The sequence below is a fragment of the Acinetobacter sp. BHS4 genome (assembly GCF_018454425.1).
In the GTDB taxonomy this organism is placed as follows: domain Bacteria; phylum Pseudomonadota; class Gammaproteobacteria; order Pseudomonadales; family Moraxellaceae; genus Acinetobacter; species Acinetobacter pittii.
On the sequence record NZ_CP075323.1, the window covers coordinates 2,389,308 to 2,413,659 of the forward strand.

24 protein-coding genes and 2 pseudogenes are annotated in these 24,352 nt (G+C 36.6%); 13 read left to right on the plus strand and 13 right to left on the minus strand.

From position 1 onward, the window contains the following. Nucleotides 1-21: 21 nt before the first annotated feature. Both KIP84_RS11375 and KIP84_RS11380 read left to right on the plus strand, forming a co-directional pair. Entirely contained in the window at nucleotides 22-921 is a 900-nt protein-coding gene (locus tag KIP84_RS11375; RefSeq protein ID WP_213688519.1) for an alpha/beta hydrolase, read from the plus strand. Then, nucleotides 905-1,819, plus strand: a complete 915-nt coding sequence (locus tag KIP84_RS11380; RefSeq protein ID WP_213688520.1) for an alpha/beta hydrolase — start codon at nucleotides 905-907, stop codon at nucleotides 1,817-1,819. Before KIP84_RS11375 ends, KIP84_RS11380 begins: the two co-directional genes overlap by 17 nt. Before the next feature lie 118 nt (nucleotides 1,820-1,937). On the opposite strand, the pseudogene KIP84_RS11385 reads toward KIP84_RS11380, so the two are convergent. After that, nucleotides 1,938-3,313, minus strand: a pseudogene (locus KIP84_RS11385) (EAL domain-containing protein). Nucleotides 3,314-3,635: 322 nt separating this feature from the next. Here KIP84_RS11385 and KIP84_RS11390 point away from each other — a divergent pair. Together KIP84_RS11390 and KIP84_RS11395 are read left to right on the plus strand one after the other, a co-directional pair. Beyond that, nucleotides 3,636-4,334: a DUF1826 domain-containing protein gene (locus KIP84_RS11390; protein WP_213688521.1), complete on the plus strand. Its 699-nt coding sequence runs from the start codon at nucleotides 3,636-3,638 to the stop codon at nucleotides 4,332-4,334. A gap of 340 nt (nucleotides 4,335-4,674) precedes the next feature. Beyond that, nucleotides 4,675-6,300, plus strand: a complete 1,626-nt coding sequence (locus KIP84_RS11395; RefSeq protein ID WP_213688522.1) for a sialidase family protein — start codon at nucleotides 4,675-4,677, stop codon at nucleotides 6,298-6,300. 157 nt (nucleotides 6,301-6,457) lie between these two features. Here KIP84_RS11395 and KIP84_RS11400 read toward each other — a convergent pair. Further along, nucleotides 6,458-6,919 (minus strand): annotated as a pseudogene (locus KIP84_RS11400) (DMT family transporter). 24 nt (nucleotides 6,920-6,943) lie between these two features. Beyond that, nucleotides 6,944-8,332: an amidohydrolase family protein gene (locus KIP84_RS11405; protein ID WP_213688523.1), complete on the minus strand. Its 1,389-nt coding sequence runs from the start codon at nucleotides 8,330-8,332 to the stop codon at nucleotides 6,944-6,946. Between the two features lie 134 nt (nucleotides 8,333-8,466). On the opposite strand from KIP84_RS11405, the gene KIP84_RS11410 reads away from it, so the two are divergent. Continuing rightward, entirely contained in the window at nucleotides 8,467-9,366 is a 900-nt protein-coding gene (locus KIP84_RS11410; protein WP_213688524.1) for a LysR family transcriptional regulator, read from the plus strand. A gap of 185 nt (nucleotides 9,367-9,551) precedes the next feature. Beyond that, the gene (locus tag KIP84_RS11415) at nucleotides 9,552-10,580 is read left to right on the plus strand and encodes a MerR family transcriptional regulator (RefSeq protein WP_213688525.1); all 1,029 of its coding nucleotides are present in this window, start codon (nucleotides 9,552-9,554) and stop codon (nucleotides 10,578-10,580) included. 123 nt (nucleotides 10,581-10,703) lie between these two features. Here the strand turns inward: KIP84_RS11415 and KIP84_RS11420 are convergent, their stop codons facing one another. Beyond that, a complete protein-coding gene (locus KIP84_RS11420) occupies nucleotides 10,704-11,174 on the minus strand; it encodes a spore coat U domain-containing protein (RefSeq protein WP_002163230.1) in 471 nt (156 codons plus the stop codon). 512 nt (nucleotides 11,175-11,686) lie between these two features. Between KIP84_RS11420 and KIP84_RS11425 the strand changes: the two genes are divergently transcribed. After that, nucleotides 11,687-12,124 carry a DUF2147 domain-containing protein gene (locus tag KIP84_RS11425; RefSeq protein WP_060465925.1) on the plus strand — a complete coding sequence of 146 codons (438 nt, stop codon included), beginning with the start codon at nucleotides 11,687-11,689 and terminating at the stop codon, nucleotides 12,122-12,124. Between the two features lie 85 nt (nucleotides 12,125-12,209). Here KIP84_RS11425 and KIP84_RS11430 read toward each other — a convergent pair whose 3' ends face one another. The 4 genes from KIP84_RS11430 to KIP84_RS11445 all read right to left on the minus strand — a co-directional run bounded on the left by KIP84_RS11430 (nucleotide 12,210) and on the right by KIP84_RS11445 (nucleotide 16,416). Then, entirely contained in the window at nucleotides 12,210-13,514 is a 1,305-nt protein-coding gene (locus KIP84_RS11430) for an MFS transporter (RefSeq protein WP_213688526.1), read from the minus strand. 348 nt (nucleotides 13,515-13,862) lie between these two features. Then, nucleotides 13,863-14,459 carry a cytochrome b/b6 domain-containing protein gene (locus KIP84_RS11435; protein ID WP_213688527.1) on the minus strand — a complete coding sequence of 199 codons (597 nt, stop codon included), beginning with the start codon at nucleotides 14,457-14,459 and terminating at the stop codon, nucleotides 13,863-13,865. A 12-nt stretch (nucleotides 14,460-14,471) separates the two neighbouring features. Beyond that, nucleotides 14,472-15,536, minus strand: a complete 1,065-nt coding sequence (locus KIP84_RS11440; RefSeq protein WP_213688528.1) for a catalase family peroxidase — start codon at nucleotides 15,534-15,536, stop codon at nucleotides 14,472-14,474. A 316-nt stretch (nucleotides 15,537-15,852) separates the two neighbouring features. After that, a complete protein-coding gene (locus KIP84_RS11445) occupies nucleotides 15,853-16,416 on the minus strand; it encodes a TetR/AcrR family transcriptional regulator (RefSeq protein WP_213688529.1) in 564 nt (187 codons plus the stop codon). Nucleotides 16,417-16,936: 520 nt separating this feature from the next. Between KIP84_RS11445 and folE2 the strand changes: the two genes are divergently transcribed. From folE2 to KIP84_RS11460, 3 genes are all read left to right on the plus strand, one after another. Then, nucleotides 16,937-17,839: a GTP cyclohydrolase FolE2 gene (gene folE2 / locus KIP84_RS11450; protein WP_213688530.1), complete on the plus strand. Its 903-nt coding sequence runs from the start codon at nucleotides 16,937-16,939 to the stop codon at nucleotides 17,837-17,839. Between the two features lie 130 nt (nucleotides 17,840-17,969). Then, on the plus strand, nucleotides 17,970-18,530 hold the full coding sequence (locus KIP84_RS11455; RefSeq protein ID WP_032007519.1) for a carbonate dehydratase: 561 nt from the start codon (nucleotides 17,970-17,972) through the stop codon (nucleotides 18,528-18,530). Next, nucleotides 18,520-19,875: a dihydroorotase gene (locus KIP84_RS11460; RefSeq protein ID WP_213688531.1), complete on the plus strand. Its 1,356-nt coding sequence runs from the start codon at nucleotides 18,520-18,522 to the stop codon at nucleotides 19,873-19,875. The genes KIP84_RS11455 and KIP84_RS11460 overlap by 11 nt, the downstream gene beginning before the upstream one ends. Nucleotides 19,876-19,974: 99 nt before the next feature. On the opposite strand, the gene KIP84_RS11465 is transcribed toward KIP84_RS11460, so the two are convergent. The 3 genes from KIP84_RS11465 to KIP84_RS11475 form a co-directional block, all read right to left on the minus strand. Then, nucleotides 19,975-20,163 (minus strand): hypothetical protein, encoded by a 189-nt coding sequence (locus tag KIP84_RS11465; RefSeq protein WP_014206277.1) that lies wholly within the window; start codon nucleotides 20,161-20,163, stop codon nucleotides 19,975-19,977. Between the two features lie 171 nt (nucleotides 20,164-20,334). Next, nucleotides 20,335-20,544 carry a cold-shock protein gene (locus KIP84_RS11470; RefSeq protein ID WP_014206275.1) on the minus strand — a complete coding sequence of 70 codons (210 nt, stop codon included), beginning with the start codon at nucleotides 20,542-20,544 and terminating at the stop codon, nucleotides 20,335-20,337. A gap of 229 nt (nucleotides 20,545-20,773) precedes the next feature. Beyond that, a complete protein-coding gene (locus tag KIP84_RS11475) occupies nucleotides 20,774-21,094 on the minus strand; it encodes a hypothetical protein (RefSeq protein ID WP_032038393.1) in 321 nt (106 codons plus the stop codon). A gap of 385 nt (nucleotides 21,095-21,479) precedes the next feature. Here KIP84_RS11475 and KIP84_RS11480 point away from each other — a divergent pair, with 385 nt between their 5' ends. The 3 genes from KIP84_RS11480 to KIP84_RS11490 all read left to right on the plus strand — a co-directional run bounded on the left by KIP84_RS11480 (nucleotide 21,480) and on the right by KIP84_RS11490 (nucleotide 22,495). Continuing rightward, entirely contained in the window at nucleotides 21,480-21,632 is a 153-nt protein-coding gene (locus tag KIP84_RS11480; protein ID WP_213688532.1) for a hypothetical protein, read from the plus strand. 172 nt (nucleotides 21,633-21,804) lie between these two features. Continuing rightward, nucleotides 21,805-21,921, plus strand: coding sequence for a hypothetical protein (locus KIP84_RS11485; protein ID WP_119026689.1), 117 nt, complete (start codon nucleotides 21,805-21,807; stop codon nucleotides 21,919-21,921). Between the two features lie 340 nt (nucleotides 21,922-22,261). Further along, the gene (locus KIP84_RS11490; RefSeq protein ID WP_024436173.1) at nucleotides 22,262-22,495 is read left to right on the plus strand and encodes a hypothetical protein; all 234 of its coding nucleotides are present in this window, start codon (nucleotides 22,262-22,264) and stop codon (nucleotides 22,493-22,495) included. A 158-nt stretch (nucleotides 22,496-22,653) separates the two neighbouring features. On the opposite strand, the gene KIP84_RS11495 is transcribed toward KIP84_RS11490, so the two are convergent. After that, nucleotides 22,654-23,280: a hypothetical protein gene (locus KIP84_RS11495; protein ID WP_068527032.1), complete on the minus strand. Its 627-nt coding sequence runs from the start codon at nucleotides 23,278-23,280 to the stop codon at nucleotides 22,654-22,656. A gap of 184 nt (nucleotides 23,281-23,464) precedes the next feature. Then, on the minus strand, nucleotides 23,465-24,340 hold the full coding sequence (locus KIP84_RS11500) for an EamA family transporter (protein WP_213688533.1): 876 nt from the start codon (nucleotides 24,338-24,340) through the stop codon (nucleotides 23,465-23,467). Between the last annotated feature and the right edge of the window lie 12 nt (nucleotides 24,341-24,352).

Sequence of the window (24,352 nt, forward strand, 5' to 3'; positions counted from 1 at the left end):
GGAAGCGTAAGAGAAATCAACATGAAAACTCAATTATTCAATGAAAACTCGCATCACGAATTCGATCATCATTACATTCACATCGAAAGCAAAAAATTACACTACGTCACCTTAGGTGAAGGTCCAGCGGTATTACTAATTCCAGGCTGGCCACAAACATGGTACGCATGGCACAAAGTCATGCTTGAACTGGCAAAACAGGGGTATCGAGCAATCGCTGTAGATTTACCCGGAACGGGAAATTCAGCTCCACTGGATGGAAGTTACGATACGGGACGTATTGCCAAAATTTTATCGATGCTCATGACTCAACTTGAATATCCAACTTATTCGGTTGTTGGTCACGACATTGGCATGTGGGTTGCCTATGCGCTTGCATCTGACTTTCCTGAATCAGTGACTCGACTTGCGGTCACAGAGGCTGTGATTCCCGGTTTAGCGCCCGCACCTCCTATTTTTGTTGAGCCGAGTGAAAATATTTTTCTTTGGCACTTCATGTTTAACCAAACCCTAGATTTACCCGAAGCTTTAATCGCGGGCCGTGAAGATACTTATTTAAATTATATGTTTGATAAATGGTCGTGGCACAAAGATAAAGTTGCAACTGAAACTTATATAGAAGCCTATAAAATTCCGGGTCGGTTAGCAGCGGGGTTTAATTATTATCGCTCTATTCCAGAAACCATACGTCAAAATAAAATGAGAGAAACTAAAAATTTAGACATGCCAGTTTTAGCAATCGGTGCTGAACATGCTACGGATAATGCCCCTTATGAAACCATGAAAAAGGTTTCGTCACATTTAACCAGTACGATTGTCAAAGACTGCGGTCATTTCATTATGGAGGAACAGCCAGAAATATTCAGCTCACTCATTTTAGAATTTTTGCAGCAGGAAAAAAGCCATGCCTCTACTTGCTGAAATTGAAAACTGGCTTAAATCCAGACCTACCGCACAAGGAGTAAACTCGTTACAAGCGCTAAGGGAGCAAGTAAATAAAGACATTATTGATCAGCAAGGCATTCAACAAGATGCAAGCTATCAACAAAGTTTTTATGTTGCTGTTTCAGATGGCGCGGAAATTGAGGTTCGGGTGTATGTTCCCTATTCTCTCGAAAACACTGAGCAACGGCCCGCATTGGTTTTTGCTCATGGTGGAGGTTGGTGCCTCGGAAGTTTAGATGCATGGGACCGCGCTTGTCGTTTATTGGCAGAAACCACTCAACAGGTTGTATTTTCTGTGGACTATCGTTTAGCGCCAGAATTTAAGTTCCCTACACCTTTAAATGATTTTTTTACGGCATTCCGTTATATCTACGAGAACGCATCACAGTTTGGAGTTGAACAAAACCGCGTGGCTGTAGGTGGAGATAGTGCGGGCGCCAATATAGCTGCCGCCACATGTTTAATGGCAAAACAACACCCAGAAATTAAGGTGAGCCATCAACTTCTTTTTTACCCTGCTTTAGATGCCACGATGAGCAGCAAGTCTTATCAACAATATGCCGAAGGTTATGGTTTGGACTCATCCACAATGGTTTATTGCTGGGATCAATATGTGCAGCATGAAAGTGAAAAACAGAACGAACTTGTAAGCCCATTACTCGCTCAGTCTTTAGAAGGACTGCCTGACGCAACCATTTTTGTTTGTGAATATGATCCCGTTCGTGACGATGGTGAAAGATATGCTCAAAAACTGTGGGATGCGGGTATTCAGGTGAACTTTTATTTATTAGAAGGAATGATTCACGGCGCAATTCACATGCTGACGATTAGTCGCGACAAAGTAAAATCTATCTACCGTAATATTCGTATGTAGATCTTTTTATTATTCAAATATATTACTTAGTTGGGCCACTCTTCAAAATTGTTTAATGACATTTTCGGAGTGGCCTAATTAAATTTTGACTATGGATAATAGTTATCGTGCGTCCTTATTAAATATTTTTGAAATGAGCTAACTGTTTTAAGAAATCATTTAAAGGCATCGGACAACCCCACAAATAGCCTTGAAACTCAGTACATCCGTTATTTTTAAAAACACTAAATTGTTCAGTCGTTTCGATGCCTTCTACTAACACGCGGAGGTTCAAATCTAGTCCAATTTTAATAATACCAGTCACTAATTTATTACTGCGTTTATCATCCAATGCTGCCTGTACAAAACTACGATCAATTTTGATTTATCTGATGGGCATTTTTTGTAGATAGCTTAAAGATGAATAACCTGTACCAAAATCATCAAGAGAAAGCTGAACTCCTTGATTAGATAAAAAGTTCATTTTTTCGATCATGCTTACACAATTCGTTAAAGCAATATTTTCAGTAATTTCTAATATGAGCCGAGATGGATTGACCTCATATTTCTGAATCAGCCCAATCACAGTTTGCTCAAAATTTGGTTGCATGAAGTGATCAGCACTAATATTAATTGAAAGCGTAAGATCTTTAGTCTCGGCTTTTTTACTCCACTCTTGTAGAACTTTGCAGGCTTGAGCCAATACCCATTCTCCAATCTCCGGCATTAACCCAAAAGTTTCAGCTGCTGGAATAAAATCTTTTGTGTGAATATATCCTAAAACAGGATGATGCCATCTTAATAAAGCTTCTGCGCCAATTAGCGTTTCAGAAGCATTAATTTGCGGTTGATAAAAAAGCTCAAACTGTTCTTTAATAAGCGCTAAGCGTAAGTCTTGCACCATAGTACTTTCGGTTTGTATCTCTAATTGCATGGTGTAAATTGAAATACAGATCATGAGCGTAGCGACACAAGTTGCAATCCATCCCCCATGGTCACGAATATCTTCCGGTAAAGGTATAGCGCTCTCAAGATTAAAAGAGCTGCCACTAAAAAATATAAAGCATCCGATCGACAAAAGAATTAAAGCAGCTTGTAAAAGGCTTGGATTTCTACGGTAATTTAAATATCCCAATATCGCCCCAGCGGGTAAAAACAATTGAGCCACTTGCGGACGATCACTTGTAGCGACATCAAAAAATAAGCAAAAAATGACTGGAAAAACAAGCAGAACGACTTGAGATAAAAGAATACCCGCTGAAATGCGGTTTATATAAATGAGAAAAAGGCTAAATATAGAGATCAGTGTAAAAATGATATCCATACCCACAATTAACCACATTTTTGCAAATATAAAATATGTGGTCCAAAACAAACAAAAAATAATACAAATAAAGATATTTGCTTTTGCTGCGATTGTAAGCTGCTGATCTTTTACGGTACGGTAATTTTTTTGCGTTTTTTAAAATAAGACGAAGCTATCATAAATAAATCAACCGTAAAATATTTCTTCATAAACCCCAAGCTTGATCAGTGATATACCCTGTCAGTTTTCATCAATAAAACCTCATGTTTTATTTAGTGTTATAGAACTCATCTTGAGATTGGTGTTGTTTTAATTGTGGTGGCACAGTCCGGTTGTTTAATTGAATAATTTTGTTTTTCAGTCACCTTATTATTTTAAAGTATTATCCCCTAACGATACATGTCTCTACTAGGCTACACAAGGTTTGAGTGCGAACAGCGATCAACTTATTTAATGAGAAATACTATTTAGCGACTACAGATAGCTCAGTGTATATTATGCGACTCGGCTTCTGGTTTATCTAATTCTCATATGAAAAACGCATTTTCTGACAGCAATCAAATTAGAAAAGTGTCTAGTTTCTCTGAACTTGTAAATACACATTTTCAAGGAGAGACAAATGCGATCTGCTGGCACAGAAATTTGGTGGGTGACTTTAAAGAAATTGTGAATAAACTTCAGTTAAAAGAAAATATTACAGAAGTTTCTATTGAAGAACTGTTAGTCCTGCAACTTTCAGAAAAAGGCAATTTGGCAAGAGCAATTATTTTAGAAGATATCGAGCTGTTAACTGATTTTGGCGCATCGCCAGTACTTAACTTACTTAAACATTATGAACGCGATGAAGAGCTAGATTTCATTTCAACAGATGTATATTCATTTCATGTTGATCGCTCGCCCATTGAAACCGATACATTCTTATGTACCTATCACGGCGCTGCTAGCGATATTGTACCCAACGATCAGGTTAAACAAAAAGTTTTAATTCCAGAAATTAGAGAAAAGCTCAAAGAATTACATGACGGTTCTGATGCTGAATTTGAAGCTTTTTTGGCAGAGTATTTTTTTGATTTGCATTATCAGCCTAAACCCGATGCTCAACCTGTAAATTTAGGTACGGGACATATTTGGCGTTTAGCAGTAGATCATCCCACTCAAAAGGTTTTACCTTGTGTTCATCGAGCACCTGTTGAAAAAGATGGCGAGTATCGATTGCTGTTGATTTGTTAAATGTTTATTCCATATATCTTAATTGAATGTGGCCTCTATAAAATTTAAGTTTTAGTTTTATTCTTTTCTTAAATACTTTGATTTAACTCACTTTAAGTCAATCCCGTTATTTAAAACAGACTTTAGCCCTTTGAAACAGAATTTTTAATGCACACAAGAACTCAAAATAATTTTTATAACTTTTAAGCTCAACGAATCAGTTTATTTAAAAATTTATTAGTCATAAATTATCTATAAATATTCCATCAATACTAGCAATTATAGTAATATCACGCTCGATCAAATAGACACTGTAAATACTTCATTTTAAAATACTTTCTAAAAATGGAATCCACAACAAATGAGTAAATTTAATTTAAGATTAGGGGTTACCTTAATAGCGATCGCACTTTTACAGGCATGTGCAACGACGCCACAACCGAAAATAACGAATAAACAAGCAAAAGGAGTGCTGGAAACTATAAAATCGGATGAAAAACTAAATCCTATTGTACTCAGTATTAGTTTTAATAGTGGAATAATTTATCCTTCTTTAAAAATAGAAAGCCTTACAGAAAAAACGGCAATACAGAAAAATAATAAAATTTATGAAATTAAAATGATAAATTCAGATGTCTCTCGCTCTACATTTATTTATAGTGGACAACTACCAGCTGGTGAATATCGCATTGTTGAATTGAGCAACTATCAACCATCTCCAAATCCTTTTCTTTCAGGTAAAATCCAATTTATTAATTTAAATGATAAAGATAAACCTCACCCGATGGGTACTTTTAAAGTACTAGAAAATACCACAACTGATTTAGGACGTATTAACTTAACACATGCTAACGATGCCTACTTCATAGCAAGATCTGAAAAACATTCTTCAAATAAGGATTTAATTAATAAATTAAAGAATAGTTATCTAGAAGCAATTTATAAAGATAAAATTTTGAATGGATGGACACAACCAGTTACAACTTTAGAAAAAAATATAGGTGATGAAAGCAAGATACTCCCCTTTGGTATGCAGTGTTTTAAAGAGCTAAAAGATAATACTATTATAGCATCAAGCAAAATTGGCTCAGTTTTTTTCTTACCCTCACACGATACTAATAAAAAAACTAAAATTTTTCAAAGTAATGATAACTTAGCTTTTGATTGTATAACTGTAAAAGAAAATTATAACTTTGATTTTCTAGCTTATGGTGAAATGAATACTCTTTATAAACACTTAAAAGGAAGTGATGTTCTTACCCCAGTTGACAGTGGTAATTTACCAATCGGCGTAATTTCCTCTATCGTGGGTGATGATCAAAACGGATGGTTTCTATCTCATATAGTAGGTTATAAAGCTACAGTTTATAAAAGTAATCGCTTAGAAAATGGTGATTGGCAACCAATTGTACAAAAAGAAATTGTTGATAATTTTTGGGGATTACGTGGATTTTGGTTATGGGAGGATGATCAAGGATTTAGCTATGCGGATATGTATGGAAAAATTAACCATTATGATTATATAACAAAAAAATGGTCTGAAAATAAAGTACCAGATAATGAGAATATCTCTCAATTAATAGTTAACCCAGATAAATCAATTAGCGTAATTACTTCAAAGCGTGGTTTTGCAGGTATATTTTCAAATCTATTTAACTCTAATGATCATGGTATAACATGGCAAAAAGTTAATAGCCCTTTTAAAGTAAATGTTTTCCCTGCCCAAGTTTCAAGACAGGGAGACTTATATATATCAGGTGCACAATTTAATTGGGACAAATTAGCAATTTCAGAAGATGCAGGTAAGACTTGGCAAATGCATGAAATAATGGCTCCTAGTTCTATCGTTACTTTAAATTCAGGAGCACTTCTTAACATCCTTTATTCTGGCCAATATGCATTGGTTAAAATATCGAATGATAAAGGTAAAACTTGGGAGACTCTTTATAGTACCCATAACAGAAATTTAAGAGACTTATCAAAATAGTATTATGTTTAATTTATAAACATAATTATTATACCTATTACTTAAAGATTAATACTGTTTAGAGAAACCTCTAAACAGTATTTTTTAATTTCTCTAACTACTTACTAATGTGAAATCCTAGATGATTCTTTTATACCAAAAATACTAGTTTCAAAACTCATCCCCTGTCACCGAAAAGAGCAATCCCTAGACCTATCAGCATGACCACTGTTCCAACTAGTTTAATCATGGAAACTGGTCGTCCGGCCACCCCTAGTAATCCAAAATGATCAATCAACAATGACGAGATAATTTGCCCAGCAATTGCCAGCCCTAGCAAAGCCGATAATCCGATTCTAGGTGCAAGGACGACATAGCTCAGCAGTGCACATGAACCTAGAACCCCTCCTAAAAGGGTCCACCACGGCTGGGTTGGAATAGCGAGCAGCGAAGGAGTTATTCATCCCCGCATTAGAGAATAAATCCCAAGGCATATGGCACCAGCAGTAAACGAGAATAATGCCGCTACAACAGAATCTCCGCCTATACCTTTTGCTAGTTGGCCATTCAACGTGGTCTGTAGAGTAATCCCCAACCCTGCAGCAAAGGCCATAAGGTAATAGATAACATTTATAGACATAGTGTTTGCTCCCTCTTAGACAACTTATTCAAGAGGTAGAAACGTCTCGGCAAAAATATCTGGAGCATAACCAGCCGCAACGAAAAGATGCTGGCGAGATTCATCAATCGCTGCACGAAGTTGCTCACTGTCCACACCCCACACTTTACCGTCACGTTTAACGATTCTTCCACCAATCATCACCGTATCGATATTGCTGCGTTCAGTTGCATGAACAACCGTGCCAAAAGCATTACCAGACGGATAAAGATTAGTGTCATCCGTTCGAATTAATATCAGGTCAGCTTGTTTACCGGGTGTCAGGCTGCCGATTTTTTCTTGCAGACCTGCACAAGTAGCACCATCAGCCGTTGCAGCTTTGAGAAGGTTTTGCGCCTGAAAGGTCACTGGCGAATGTGCTGAACCACAACATTTGTTTTGGTGCATGCCCATTACACGCTGTAAGTAAAATGCTACGCGCATTTCCATAAACATATCGCCACTATAAGACGTTTCATTATCTACACTCAAACCGGGTCTAATGCCATGACGTAGAGCCGATTGCATGGCAAACATACCATCTTCGATACCATAGTGAGCATCTGATCGTGGGCATACGTTTACTCGCACTCCAGCTTCGCGCAAAATTTTCCATCCAGCATCTGGCAACGAGGTACAGTGGTTAAAGATATTATCTGGCCCTAACAGACCTTGTTGATGTAGACCCTCTAGTGCAGCAGCCATTTCCCCACCAAAAAATTCAGTAATGATTGGTAGCCCTAATCTGCGTGCCTCAGCCCATAATTCGGGTTCTAACTGAGCCATGGCAGCTAATGACACCAAACTGTTTTTACTATTTTTAAAATATTTTTCTTGAAGACGTTCGAGATTACTAGGCCAGTTCGCTCTATCCCAATCTCCTGTTACTGGTGCACCAGAAGCGTGTACAGCCCGAATACCAGCATCTAGCAAAGCTTCAACAGCCGCATCAGAGTGGGCCGCACTGCGACTATTGTGTGAGTTATCAATCAATGTTGTGATACCCGCATCTATACAACCTAGAGCTGTAAGCAAATTACCGATGTACATATCTGCTGGGCGATAATACTTGGCAAAAGAATAATGCGTCGCGTTGCAATAGTCTTCTAAGCTTTCGGCATTCGGATTAATCCGTCGTAATTGTCCTTCCCATGAATGTCGATGGGTATCAACCATACCCGGCATCGCAATCATATTGGATGCATCAATAATAGCTGCGCCTTCGGCTTCTAAATTTTCACCAACGGCGATAATCGTACCGTTCTCGATAAGAATATCTCCGCGAACCATGTTCCCAATTACGCTATCCATGCTTAGGATCGTCGCCCCGCGAATCAGTGTTCTATTTGGTGAAGACTTAGTCAGCTGCACTATGTTTCTGTTGTAATCAGTCATCATTATTCCAACTTCTCAAATGTATGCTGAAAATCTATCTGAAGTGATAATGCTGAAAAAGCTGGTTAAACTGTTTTTATTATTCAGTAAAAACGAATAATCTAAGAGTGTGAGTATAGTATTGGGACAAAGGTATGAGATTGGATCGTATTCAGGCAATGCAGATTTTTGTTCGGGTGGCAGAAGCTGGGAGCTTTATCCACGCGGCAGAAGCACTTTCACTACCCGCTTCAACAGTCACCAGCACAGTTAAAAATCTTGAAAAGTATTTACAGGTACGCCTATTAAATAGGACAACGAGACGGGTTAGCCTGACTCCAGAGGGAGCAGAATATCTCATCCAGTGCCGAGAAATAATCGACCTCATTGAACACACCGAATCCAACCTGACTAACGCCATCAAACAGCCACAGGGCCGATTACGAGTTGATATGCCTGCGGGCATTGCTCATTCGGTCATCATGCCCAATCTGCAAGAGTTTCAACAGCGTTACCCTGATATTTATCTCATGATAGGTGTCAGCGATAGACAAGTAGACCTGATTAAGGAAGGCGTGGACTGTGTAATCCGCATGGGAAATTTAGAGAACTCCACGCTGGTAGCCCGCCCTCTTGGTGAGTTCCGCTGGGTCACATGCGCTTCAGCTGCATATTTAAAAGAAAATGGATTTCCACAAACTCCCAATGATTTGGAACATCACCGAGCTATTCATTATTTTTCAGGGAGCCACAGACACGCTGGAGAAATGCGCTTTGTACGAAATGAAGAGAAAAAAACCGTACAAATGAATGGTACTGTTGCCGTTAATGAAACTGAGCTTTATATCAAAATGTGCCTTGAAGGATATGGCCTCGCTCAACTTGCAGAAAGACTTGTGATAGATCACTTAAAAGAAAAACGACTAATCGCAGTATTACAAGACTGGTGTCCACCACCTGTTGCCGTGACTTTACTTTATCCACATCAGCGTTTTCTTTCACCAGCAGTACGGGTGTTTTCTGACTGGATAGACGAGATCATTAGGAATTATTAAACCAACTCACTTTAAAAGACCTTTTTTAAGATCTTGCAATGAAACTCAGGTAATTATTGAAATAAAGAGATAAATTCAAATATTTACTAAAGCAAAAATAATGAAAAAATATGATTTAAGTAGTTGACCCTCACGTAACGTAAGCCCCTAGCATAAAACACGCCTAAGGAAGAAGGAGCTAAAAGATGCTGTTAAAAGTTGGTGAATTGGCTAAACAAACAGGACTTACTGTCCGTGCTCTTCATCACTATGACGATATCGGTTTACTTCAGCCTTCGGTCCGTTCCGATGCTGGTTATCGACTATACACCCATAAAGACATTACTCGTTTGCATCAGATTCAAGCATTACGAGGACTGGGAATGTCGTTAGCCGAAATCCATACGGTTCTTGAAGACCCCAATCTTGCACTTTTACCGATTATTGATCAGCAGATTCAAGCAATTGATCAACGGCTGACAGAGCAAAAGAAATTGCGAAATCAGCTCAGCAAACTTAAATCTCAGATCATAAGTGGTGAAGAGCTTGGTTTGGAGGATTGGCTAAAAACACTGGAGCTTATAGCGATGTTTGAAAAATACTTTACAAAAGAAGAGCTTGAAAAACTGACTTTCTTACAAACAGGCAGTAAAAGTCACCAAGAATGGCAAGAGTTAACTCAAGCAGCAAATACACTGTTTAATGCAGGCGAAACACCCAACAGTGAAGCCGCTCAAGACTTGGCTCGGAAGTGGATGAAAACTCTTGAGCACAATACGCGAGCTAACCCAGAATGGTTAGTTAAACTAAATGCCATAAACTCAGCCGAGCCTGAATTTCAGGAAAAATTAGGCGTAACGCCAGAAGTTGTTGAGTTTTTACTTAAAGCTTTTTCTGAGAGTAAGCTGAGTATTTTTGCCCGTTATTTATCTGACGATGAGTTTACTTTCCTAAAAGAAAATTACATTCGTGAGATGAAAAAATGGCCTCAATTATTGGTCGATATTGAAAAATTGATTGATGCCGAGGTCACACCTGATAGTGATGGAGCAAAGCATTTGGCACAACAATGGCTCTCTATGCTACAAGGCTATGCTGGCAAAAATCCAACTACTCAAGAAAAAATCCGTACAGCAATGCAAAGTGAACCAGGCCTTGCTGACGGTACTTGGCTCAAACCAGTGACTCTACAATTTCTGGAAAAAGCAGTAGCAGCACTAATGCGTGGTGCTTAGTTCTATCAAAGCAGCTGGCTACACCATAATTTGGTGTAGCTTTTTAAAATATTCTATTCTGCCCTAAAAACAGATTTTTTATAAATTAGTTTTTGATATTTATGATTATTTTGTTTTTCACGATTAATATATAACATTCACACGAACCCAATCTTCATACTTAGTCGCCTGAACATTCGTAGTTGATATGATCGCTCCATGAATAGGAATATTTTCTTTCATTCCTGTCGCGATTCGTGAAGGTATTTTACCTGCCGCTCCTCCCCAAATTTGAGTATAGCCCGCATCTTGATACAGTACATATGCAACAGATGCTGGGCTGTTAGCAGATTTAAGTTCAAAGTTATTGTCAGAGGTTACAGCCAATTGATAGGGTGTATTTTTGCTGCATTGCACAGTTACATCAGTTCTTGCAGTAGGAACTGGCTGAGCACGTTCAACCGAACCAAAATCTAAGTTTCCTTGTGTGGAAACTTCACAAGTTTCTAGAATGGTTAAACTGACCCTCAATGATGTAGATGCATTTCCAGCATCTGCACTATTTATTGTCAACATTCCCATCAGAGAAAATAAGGCATGTCTAATGACTTTCATTTCTTCTCTCCTTAACTTTTTGTTCTAATGTCTATTCATCTTTATATTGTGTTTTTTCTGTTCCTATTAAAGAAACAGCTTTCAGGATTGTTTAGTTATAAGACTTAATATTGCACAGTGTCAATCTATACTAATCACATGATTTGCATATTATTTTTATTATTTGTGATGAGTTACACGCAATCTAACTAATTTAAAAAGTAGTGGATGTTTTTTATTTCTCCTAAGCGTAAATTTTGTCATTATTTATCAAACTGTATGCAGTTTACTCACCCCACTACTTCTAAAAATTATCAGTAATTTATAATCTGCTTTTAAACCTTGCTTAATCATTCTGTCCATTCTCGCAATTGCATAAAAAAACCGATCAAAATAATATCCAAACAAATAGATTATAACTTTGCATATTATTTAGCTTATAGATTCAATACTAAGAAAATTGTGAAGTTAAATTTAAAATGAATAATTCTGGCCTTTGAAACCATTTATTTTTAATTCGAGAAACCATTGATATGAAAAAATATTTATTATTAATTTTATTCAGCCTTTATTCGGTTCATTCATTTGCATCGGACAAATTACATGGCAGTGTTTGGAAAACCATTGATGATGCAACCAATCAACCTCGAGCGCTGGTAAGATTTAACCAAGATAAAAATGGCAACCTCTCTGCAAACATCGAAAAAATACTTGTTCCAAGTGAAGCCAACAAATGTACGATGTGTGAAGGTACTTATAAAAATAAATCTTTGATTGGCTTAACCATCGTCAAAAATTTAAAAAGTGTGGGTCAAAATAAATATGACAAAGGATCTATTCTCGACCCACAGTCAGATAAGACCTATCGCTTTAGCCTAACAGTATCACCAGATGGTGAAAAACTTACTGCTCGTGGATACATTGGTATCTCTGCGATTGGTCGAAATCAAACGTGGTATCGAGTTAAATAGCTCATGAAGTAGCAGTAACCAACTCTTTGTAACAACTTACCGATCATAATTACAGTCAATATGCGCATGATGCATATAATAGTTTTTATGATCGGTACTTAGCTTGAATCATCAGCATAATAATGACGAGTAGCGAAGGTATTGCAGCAATCACAAATAAATGAGTAATAACCAGAAATTGAGAAAGATACCCACCAAATAACGGCCCAATGACCGAACCCAAACGGGCAATTCCGATACTCCAGCCCACTCCTGTAGTACGAAGTGAAACTGGGTAATAACTAGCAGACAGTGCATTAATGGCAGGTTGCCCACCAACAATGGCAAAGCCAGCAATAAAAATGATAATAAATAATAAAACAATATGGCTAACAGCATAGCCAATTAAAGCAACACTCATCACTGCTACCAAAAAAACAGGAATTAATACTTTATAAAATCCTGTTTTATCGATTTTAAGGCCCATCACTACACTACCAACCGTACCGCCTAATTGTAGAGTGGAACCGATCATCAATGCCTGATTTAGTGAGAGCCCTGATTCTTTAGCCAAAGTCGGGAGCCAGTTCGCCAGAAAATATAGACTGATCATATTTAAAACACTGATGATCCAGATGGAATAGGTAAAAAACGCACGCTGATTTTTAAACAACTCAAGCGGCGACTTTTTAACCTCAACTTCAGTGTTATTGATGATTTTTATTTCTGAATTAAATGTTAATGCGGGATAAAACTTCTTTAACCAAAATAAAATCTTAGGATTATTTTTATGATCTTCACTCAAAAAATATAAAGATTCTGGCAGCTTAAAGTATGTGATAAAGAAAATAATTAAAGGAACAATACCGCCAAAATAGAAAATTGCCTGCCAGCCTCCCCAAGGAACTAGTAAGGCGGATATACCGCCCCCTAACATTGCCCCTACCGTATAGCCACAAGAAATGACCATCATGGTAAAAATACGAGATTTGAATGGAACAATTTCGGAGCTATAAGCCATAACATTTGGCATGATACCTCCTAAAAAAATTCCTGTAACAAAGCGGATTGCAGTCAATTGCTCAATATTGCCCACATGTGGCGTCACCAGCATCAACACCGAGAACATAAAGGTTGAGATCAGTAAGATGGGACGGCGGCCAAAACGATCAGAGAGTGAACTTAATAAAAATGATCCAACAAACAAACCAAATAAGCTGGCGCTAAACACAATTCCTAGCATGGATTTTTGAACGCCCCATTCTTCTATAATCATTGGGGCCGCGTAAGCCATAGACTGGATGTCATAGCCATCCATAATCATTAGTAATAAACAGGTGATCAGAATAAATTTTTGATAGCGTCCAACTTTCTGCTGATTGATCAAATCACTTAATGCAACTTCTTTCATGGTATTCCCTTCTCCATGACATGCTTTAAATTAATTCATTTTAATTATGCAATACGTAATCAATTTACGATTAACGTAAAATAAAATAGCAATAATATGCCAATAAAGTCAAAATATTATTTTTTTACAATATAAACAAAAAGTTAGATCGGATGATTTGATTCTATCGGAGTAATGATCTCAACTTATTGCACAGGGGCTATGGTCTGCTCATCTAATAAAAAACAAGCAAACCATACATTCTATTATTTAAATTATTTTTATATTCAAACAGATGATTAAAAAAACAATCGAAAATCTTTTCCCTCTCGTCCGCCTGATCTGAGCTTAAGAGCTAAATCACTCCCCTCAATCAACATTCTCCTTTTCAGCAGAAGATCCATTACTTGATGGTTTAGAAGAGCCCAAAGCCATACTTGAGAATACGCCATCGCGATAAATCCATGCATGTAATAACGCAGCGGACAGATGACCAATAACCACAGCAAATAATAACCAAGCCAAAATTCCGTGTAGAGTACGGAACCAAGCATAAAGCGTAGAGTTGGTGGGTGCTATAGGTGGAAGATACCAACCCGGAAATAAAGTTACAGGCCAATTACCTGCTGATAGCGTTGCCCATCCGAGCAATGGCAAACTAAACATCAAAAGATAGAGCAGCCAATGTGATGCATGGGCCATAAATGCTTGCCAGCGCGGTACAGTCGGCGGCAAAGGTGGAATTGGAAAATAGAGTCGGTTTATTAATCTTATGATGACCAATAATAAGATTGCGATTCCTAAAGGACGATGGATATCGATTAACCACGGACGCCAAGTGATTGAGGTTGTCATTCCCACACCAATAAATAGCATGGCCAAAATCGCTACTGCCATAAGCCAATGTAGAATTCGAGCAGTCAAATTAAAATGACTTGGAGCATTATTGTTAGATTTATTTTGCATGGCTGATCTCTCCTATTTGCCCACGGCATCCGTTGCTTTACCAAATCCAATTTCACGTAAGCGAACATTGTAAGATTGTGAATAGATGCTTGCTCGTGCTGCGAGTACCGGATCATCTGATAACTCAATTCCCGGTGGAACTAGTGTTGGATCAAAGTTAATGTCACGGCAAACGCCATTTACCTGTTCAGTTACATTTTTGACTTCCAATGTTCCTGCTATCACTTCTTTACGTTCTTTTGGCCAAGGTTGAGATGGGTCATTCACAGGGTCACCCGGCTCGGCAAGTTGCAGAACCAAATCCCAATATAGCGGCCCTTCAGCTAAACGTTTTTTGATGTCTTTAAATAAGAAATCATGGCCAGCTTGATCACGTTGTTCTTTCGTCAGACTAATAAATTTTGAATGAGGACGCATAGACCAACGAACTGGCTGTTCTTGTCCATTGGCGGCCCGCAATATAAAAGCATTTACGACATAAAATTCTGCGCCACTAAAACTACCGGTTAATGGCATCTTTGCCTTCTGCTCAATAGACTTACGTGCTTCTGGATATTCTTTTAAGAAAGCCTCAACAAGGGCTGGATCGGGTTTGCCAGTAGCTGGAACTGGTTTAAATGCTTTTTGCTGCGCCAAAAAACCTTCGGCATTTCGTGTAGGGAAATAGGGAAAGTTGTTTAATTTCATGCGCCATTGTGAATGATCAGCTGCGGAAAGTAATAAAGCCATACTTACTGTTGCTGTCGAATTATCTGCCGCATGCGGGTTACCACTTCCAATAGAAAAACGGCCAATTGCTGGTAGATCAGACTTGGCAAATACAGTGGCTTTAGAGAGTGCCGCTGCGGAACCATTACTGTGGTAAGTGCCATCAAAACAAATACCCTTACCGTGTGCACGTCGATATCCGGGATCAAAGTTATTTAATGAGTCTCCCAAAAAAGTTTTGCTTGTGGTGCGATGTCCAAACAGACCGGCGACCCAAGCAAATGCCAATACTAAGGAGCCCGCGATTACAGCAATACCCACGAATCGCAGCCAATACTTCTTTAGAGTTTTAAAATTCAAATTATTCATTCTTCATCCTGTGTAAATTGTATGGCTGCATCCCTAAAAAAGAGTTTGGTCATGTAAAAAGTGTATTACTTACATTCATGGAACCAAATTCAAAATTAGCTGAGTAAATAAAATCTCGAAAGTTCTGGATCCAATAGAGATAAGCCTTAATATAATATTTATTTCCCGATCATATAAGGTACGCACCTCGGGGTTAGTATTCATCTTATTAACAATTGAGTGGAGATAAATAAAGCATGGGAACGAAGAATCTAGAAGCTCCCACATTGACCGAAAGAGTCCGAAGAGGTGATCTTTTTAAAAGCGAGCTCGTTAACTAGTGATAATTAATAGTAGAGATGAGAAAACAATCTAACACTCTTTCTCTCTCATCTTTCTGTTCTGAACTTAAAAGCTGAATAATTATGCCTTCAATCATATATAGAAATAGCTTGGCGTCCTGAAAAGTCGCATCCCTTTTGAGTGCTCTAAGCTGGCTATAGATTTCATTAATGAGCCATGTTCTATATCTCACTGCTGTTATATAGGCTTTTGGATAGGTCAGTTTTGTTTCAAACATGGCTTTAAACAATAAATAGTACAGTCCCTCTAAATCGGTATGTAAGAAATAAAGTTTCTTAAGTTTTTCCTTCACGCTTAAGCCTTGGTCGTATTCAACAATTGAAACCACTTTTTCTTTTAGACGTTCTTTTTGTACGATCAGACAAATTTCAATAAACCGCTCTTTTGAATGAAAAAAGTTATAAAAGGTCGCTTTGGTAATTTTTGACTCTTTCACAATTCTGTCGACCCCAACCGTATGAAAGCCGTGATGCTGAAATAAATCAATCGACGTATTAATAACTTGTATTGCACGGGAGGAAAGCACTAACTTTGGCATAGTTTTACCGTTATAAAAATTCTTGTTGTATATAAATGAGATAAAAAACCTGTGCCTTTTCTGGGAGAAAAAAAGGCACAGCAAAGCCTATAAAGACTGTGCTTGGCACATCTCAAGTTTTATTGTTGAGTAAGTTTTTTGGTCGTGACGATTTAAAGCTTGAAAACCTTAGGGCAATCAAACTGCTTTAAACGTTTAAGCTGTGTCGTGATAGCTTATGGCAAGGGCTGCCAAGAAATAATGGATGTGCAAAGCCAACTCCTTTTTATTGGGAGTTCTGCCAGACATTAAAATTATGGTGGCAGAACGAGAAAGGGTTAGCAGACTGGTGAAAGATATAACCAGCACACCCGAAGGTGTCCCTCTCCCGTCCTACCATTACGGAAAGAGACAAGGAGCTTATATATCTATGTTTACTTATTCAATGTTATTTAACTCCATTAAGGCCTATAGCAAACTTGCCACCCATTAATGTTATGTTATAACATAACATTAACATCACAATATAAGCCGCTAATAAATGAACCTTGTTCTCCCAGATATATCTGCCGAGCCAACTTTACCAAATGCCTATAGCCACCGCCTTGATTGGGTTGGCATGGAAAACATTGCATTACCCGTTCGAATTGAAAATACCTTATGCCCAAGCCACGTAAATGCTTATGTCAGTCTGGATGACCCTTTAGCAAAAGGCATTCATATGTCGCGTCTTTACACACGACTTTTAGAGTTAACATCACTCGAAAATATAAATATGCCTGATTTAAAATTAGTTTTAGAGGACTTTTTAGACAGCCATCAAGATTTATCGCAGCATGCCAAAATTGAAATTCACAGTAAACTTTATATCGAGCGATCAGCCTTAGTCAGCAAGCTTTCAGGGTGGAAAAGCTATCCTTTTGTTTTGTCAGGCCAACTTTCTAATGATCAATTTGAGGCAGAATTAAAAGTCGAGATCCCCTATTCTTCAACCTGCCCATGCTCTGCGGCACTTTCAAGAAATATTATTCAACAACGGTTTGAGTCGGCCTTACAAAATCAAGAAATTCGACTTAGCCAACAAGACATTATGAACTGGTTAAATACCACAGATGCAATTGCAGCAACGCCCCATAGCCAAAGAAGTTTTGCCCTCCTTCAATTTAAATTAGATCAAAATCTTCAAAACATTCCACTCATCGAATTTATAAACCAAGCTGAACTGGCATTAATGACTCCTGTGCAAACTGCCGTGAAGCGTATTGATGAACAGGCATTTGCGGTTGCCAACGGTCAAAATCTAATGTTCTGCGAAGATGCATTAAGACGCCTTTATGGTTCGTTTATACATCACAAAAATATTCATGGTTTCAAATTTAAAGTGACTCATGCAGAAAGCCTACATGCGCATGATGCTGTGGCAAAAGGGTCATGGCAATGGTAGGACATTTTATATATATATGAAACTGATCAAGATTTTTACAAAAATGACTGTTGTTTGTCACAAATTAAATAGTTTCAACTTACTACCCTCAATATCCCAACTTAAATAAACAGATTTAAACGGTAATCCAATGCTACGTAAAAATCCATCTGGCCATCTCCCTGTTATTGATCAATCAGCCTATGTCGATCAGACCGCTATTATTTGCGGCAAAGTCATTGTTCATGCCAATGTGTTTATTGGCCCTTATGCGGTGATTCGTGCAGATGAAACCGACGAAAATGGAGAGATGGAACCTATCATTATTGGTGCAAATTCCAACATTCAAGATGGTGTTGTGATTCACTCCAAAGCTGGTGCATCAGTTGTAATTGGTGAAAATACATCAATTGCTCATCGTTCAATTATTCATGGGCCTTGTGAAATTGGTCATCATGTTTTTGTCGGTTTCAACAGCGTCATATTTAACTCTAAGGTCGGTCATCACAGTGCTATTCGTCATAACGCAGTCGTCGATGGTCGTGATTTACCGAACCATTTTTATGTCCCTGCAATGAGCTACATCAACTCTAAAACCGACTTAAACCAATACCCTCCGGTTGATATCTCTATTAGTGAGTTTTCCGAGAGTGTTGTCTCAACAAATATTGAATTGGTCAAAGGCTATAAGGCATTACACAATGAGTTTTAAACCCTATTCTAAAATCATTATCCGAGATGCCAATTTAGTGAATGAGGGAAAACAGGAATTTGTAGATGTACTTATTCAAGATGGTCGAATCGAAAAAATTGCTCCATCAATTTCTCATGTTGTTAATGCTAAAACCATTCATGCGAACGGGAACTGGCTGATTCCAGGAATGATCGATGATCAAGTCCATTTTAGAGATCCAGGTTCACCACATAAAGGCAGTATTGCTTCGGAATCTATGGCAGCAGTCATTGGCGGAATTACCAGTTATATGGATATGCCAAACACCAATCCCCCAACAATATCTTTAGATGCCTTTATGCAAAAAAGACAAATTGCCGCCCAATATAGCATGGCAAATTATGCCTTTCATTTTGGAGTAAGCTCCCAAAATCTAGATATTATTGAGCAGCTTAACCCCAAGCTCGTCAGCGGTGTAAAAGTTTTTATGGGAGCCTCTACTGGCAATATGTTAGTTGATGACCCGCAAATTCTTGAACGATTGTTTGCCAATGTCCCTACCATTCTTTTAACGCATTGCGAATATACACCTCGCATTAAAGAAAGAGAAAATTTATATTTCGGGAAATATGGTGAATATATTCCAGCACATATGCACCCTAAAATTCGAGATAAACAAGCATGCTTTGAGAGTTCACGTTTAGCGGTGTCTTTAGCGGAAAAATATGGGACCCAACTGCATGTTTTACATATAAGTACAGCCAAAGAATTGTGTTTGTTTAAAGATTTACCTTTAAATCTAAAGCATATTTCTGCTGAAGTATGTATTCACCATCTTAGTTTTGATGAATCAGACTATGCTGCGCTTAGCCATTTAATAAAATGTAATCCAGCAATTAAAACTCAACAAGACAAAGATGCACTCATCACTGCGATTGCTCAGTCCAATCGCTTAGATATTATTGGTACAGATCACGCACCGCATACATGGGACGAAAAACAACAATCTTATTTAAAAGCACCCGCTGGCCTGCCTTTAGTTCAACATGCTGTTCCAGCACTCATGGAACTTGTGGCAGATAAAAAAATAAGTATAGAAACAATGGTTAAGAAAACATCACACCAAGTCGCTGATTTATTTAAAGTCAAAAATCGTGGATATATCCGTGAAGGTTATTGGGCAGATTTGGTTCTACTTAAAGAAAATAAAGAGGCTATTGCAGTTAAAGATCAAAAAAACTATATGCGATGTAACTGGACGCCATTTCAAAATAAAACCTTCCGCTATGACGTCGATACAACTATTGTGTCAGGGCAATTGGCTTGGCATCAAAATCAGTTATTTTTAAGCTGTCGAGGCAAAGCATTAGACATAGACAGATAACACCGCCAAATTTTAGAGTAGAAAATATAATTAAAATTTATTGTTAAATTGCGATTTATAATGAGGCTTTTATCTGCTTAAAGTAGGAGGCAAAATCCATTAACGACTATATAGCGGATCTTCCTCAACAAAAAATACCTCACCCGATGAAGGTAAAACCCATTGATAAGTTCCTTCTATTTTCTGCATTTTTTCTTTAAACGTATTATATATTGCTACAAGGTTATGTTTTTCATCATATTCACCTATATAGCCACGTTCCTTTTCCTCATGAAAATCTCTAAACATTTTATGCATTTTTACGGCTCTAAGTTCCATCTCTTTTGACCTTCTTATTATTAATATAATTATTATGATCTCTTTTTTTACTTTAAATATCAGAAAAATGTACCAAATTATATCCTATTGATATATCAAACAAAAAAAAGCACCTAAGATGCTTTTTTTATTTTTAAAATATTATTGGGCAATAATATTAGTAGCTGTAAGACCTTTTTGTCCTTGAGCTATATTAAAACTAACACGTTGACCTTCATATAAGGTTTTAAACCCTGAACTACTGATTTCTTTAAAATGTGCAAAAACGTCTGGGCCTGTATCTTGTTGAATAAAACCAAAACCTTTAGTTTCATTAAACCATTTCACTGTACCGATTGCTGTATTAGACATAATATATCCTTTGATTTTTAATAATATAAAGCCAAATTTCATGACTCATTAAACTTTGAAAAAATAATAACGAATTGAGTTTAAGATCTTAAAAAAACGAAGTATTATGAATAAAACTACGATACTAAAAGAGGATTTACTAATAAGTCTTTTTTTCTAGTTAAATTGAGTATACGCCAAATAAATATTTATACAACACATTTAAAAAATATTTATTTTCGACCGTTATTTAAAAATAATAACTCCTAGATACAGAAATACTTTTCACAAAACCCGCCAACCAAAGAATAAATTCATGTTCATTATCAAAATTAGGGAGAAGGCTTAAATCAATTTTAACAATACGCTCTTTCATTGGCCTATTTAAACAACTTTCAAAATCAATAACAGGATATTTTAATTGTAAATTGTTTATAGCTGCTTCTTTTTTAATTTCAATTAACAGTCTATTTAGACAGTCAATTAAATCCTTAGAGGACTGATTTTTAAAGTGAATATTGTTGTAAACACTTTCAGCCACATCAAAATATTTTTTCATTTCATCATCCATATTTCCCTCATTTTTTAATTAATTTGATTGAGTATGCATGTAAAACTGTATCTTTATGTTGTATAAATATATTTACAGATCGAATCCCGCACTTTAATTAAAAATATTCCCTCCACTTAAGAAATTAAAATAATATATTTAAATAAATTATAATTATCAAAAAACCATTAAAAACAATAGCTCTCAAGCTATATGTTAACTCTTGTATTTGATTAAAATTTTCTTCCACTTATATATCAACAGTGTATTTTATTCAAAGAAACATTATGTCGAGAATTAAACACTTTTAGGCACATATCTCTACGTAGAGTTCCTACAATTACTGCAATGTAAGCGAATTAAAGGCCTACGATAAAGCTTCCTTACTATTATTAAGAAGTTTAAAATGTCTGATTTCAAAGAATTTTCAAAAAAAACCACACAAAACCAAAATGATTCTAATGCGCAACCTAATGAGGATAAAACTGAAAAACCTGTACAATCGCCTGAAGAAGAAAATAATCCTACAGAAAATAACGATGAAGCAAAAAAGAAATAAAATAATTGATAGCTCAAAAGCTCTATATTAAATAGAGCTTTTGTTTAACATCATATTAATTAAAACGTTTTATTCATTTTCCACATTGAATCTAAAAAAATATTAATACATATATTTATTTTAATTTAAACAAGTTCTAATCTTTTATTTAATATTAATTCAACTCTTCTTTGTGCATCACAAAAATCAATCTCTTCACTTATCCAAAATGTATGAAGCTGCCCATGTAGATGAAAATGCTCTTTATTATATTCGGATCCATGATCAGAATAATGACTATCTACTCTGAAATGATTTTGATCGTCTTTTCTTTTTTTCCCATCAAGTATACCGCCAATACAGATATCCATTTTAATGCCAATAATTAATCGAAATTGACTATAACACATAGTGCACTGTGGCTTTAAAAAGACTTGTTACTATTATCTTTACAGCATCATCAAAAACTTATGTTTGCAGCATATCTCCTTAAATTTAAAGAGAATAAATATATATTCTGCACATCTAAAATACTTGGATATGTAATATAAATGTTGATTTATCTAAAATTTATAACATTTTCAAAATAATTCTTCTTACAGTAGATAAATCACTATATGCTGCATACACCTCTTACAGAAATTATTCTAATGTCACAGCAGACTCTGCTACAAGAATTGAACTCCAGAATCGACTATTACTCCACCAGAACAGACTACCCACTACGAAGAATTTTGATAGGTTACCGAGCATATGCAAAATTGATGTTATGTTCAGCTTTTTCAGATGAAGTTATAAATTCTGCAATTGACCCCAATAAACGGAAATATAAGAAGTTAAAAATTAAAGTCACCAAAGATGACGACCAACTCGACCTTGAATGAATCAATCTAAGTAATAAATGAATATTTCCTTGTGCTTATTTACCGCTTCAATGATCGCGAAATGACAATGACCAATGCCGGCAATATTGTTGTAAACATCTAGATAGTGATGCCCTACTGCTGCGGCTTTGAACCAAGAAAATAATTTGCTGTCAAACTTATTTTTTCACAGGAAGTAGTAAAACAGGGTCTTCAATATCGTAACCAGTTTCTTCTGGAACTCCCAGATATTTAACGACAACCAACCTCTTATTGTGTTTAGGCACGCTATAATTTTGGGAAATTTTTATTGCTTTGGTGTAATGAACCGCAACATGGGGCTTACTTTGTAAGGATGGCGATTTTACAACATATTCTGTTTTATATTGCGTGATCTTTCCTGAAGGATCAAACCAAGACGATACTTGATTCTGATGAGTTTTTAACGTCTGAATTTTTACATTCTTACTGTTACTTACGATCAAAGGAGTTAAATTCTTTTTAATTTTATTTAGAGCTTTATCAAACGCTCTACTATCTTGATCATAATCAATCTTATGTGTTTTTGGATTGATATAGAGAGATTTAACTTCAATCAGTTTATCAGGTGATTTACTATTTAATAGATAATAATATAGTTGTGGTAGACGTCCTCGACCATCTTCGTAGTGTCTTAATACATAAAGTTTCTTCTCTTTTTGCTGATAGCCCAATACTTCAATTTTTTGTCCACCGCCCACTGTCGCATAACTATGTGCGGATAAGGTAAGAATGGTGCTAAAAGTTAGAAATTTTAGAAATTTCATGAGTTCATATCCATGTGATCTGGTAACTATATTGTATAAATATCAATCAGATTAAAATGATACTTGAGTAAGTATTACTTGCTGTTTTTATATTCTTTTTGTACACAAGCAGCCTTTCTAAGGGGGCTCTATTTATTATTTACCCCCCTTCAAAACGACTCATCCAGCTTTTAGAGATGCGGCATCATAGATGAACAGGCTTTGCAGTATTACGTTTATAAGAAAAATAAGAACATCCCGCACACGATGCCATAATAATTGTTATTCCAATGATCTGAAAACTGTTTAATCGTTCATCTAAAATCAGCCATCCAGCCAAAGCACTCACCGCAGGTGATGCACTCAATAAAATTCCAAAAACACGTGGATGCAGTTTTTTCATCGCAATCATATCTAATATGAAGGGAATCGCACTTGCTAGCATCGCCATGAGTAAACATGTCAAAAGAATCGTATAACTATCAAAAATATGGACAATGTGAGATGCCCCTAAAGGCGTTGCAAACAAAGCTGCTAAGAACATTCCTGTCGCAACAGAACTTCCACCACCTTTTGCAACTTTAGAGCCGTAAATAATATATAGTCCCCAACCCACTGCGGCTACTAAAGCATACGTCATACCAATAAAGCTAAAGTTATTATTTGAATTGCCCATAGGCAAAAGAAGCAAACCAATCATAGATAATGCTCCCCAAAAATAATCTAATTTATTTTTAGACATTAAAATAGCAACCGTAAGCGGTCCCAACACTTCAATGGAAATCGCGATCCCAACAGACATATAAGAAAATGCTTTATAAATTAAAGTATTCATTAAAGTGAGGATGGCCCCATAAATAATGAGATTTTTCCAATTGGTCTGTCTGTTCCAATCTCTCCAAGGTTTATAAACAATCCACAAGAAACATGCTGCTAAAGCAAGTCGAGTTAAAGTTACTCCTTCTGCACTAAGAATTGGAAAAAGGGCTTTTCCTATTGATGCTCCTATTTGCACAGAAACTAAAGATAGAAATGCGGCTGCAAATGCCATGCCTTGCTTGGAGTTTGTCTCAATCATCATATTTACCGCTCT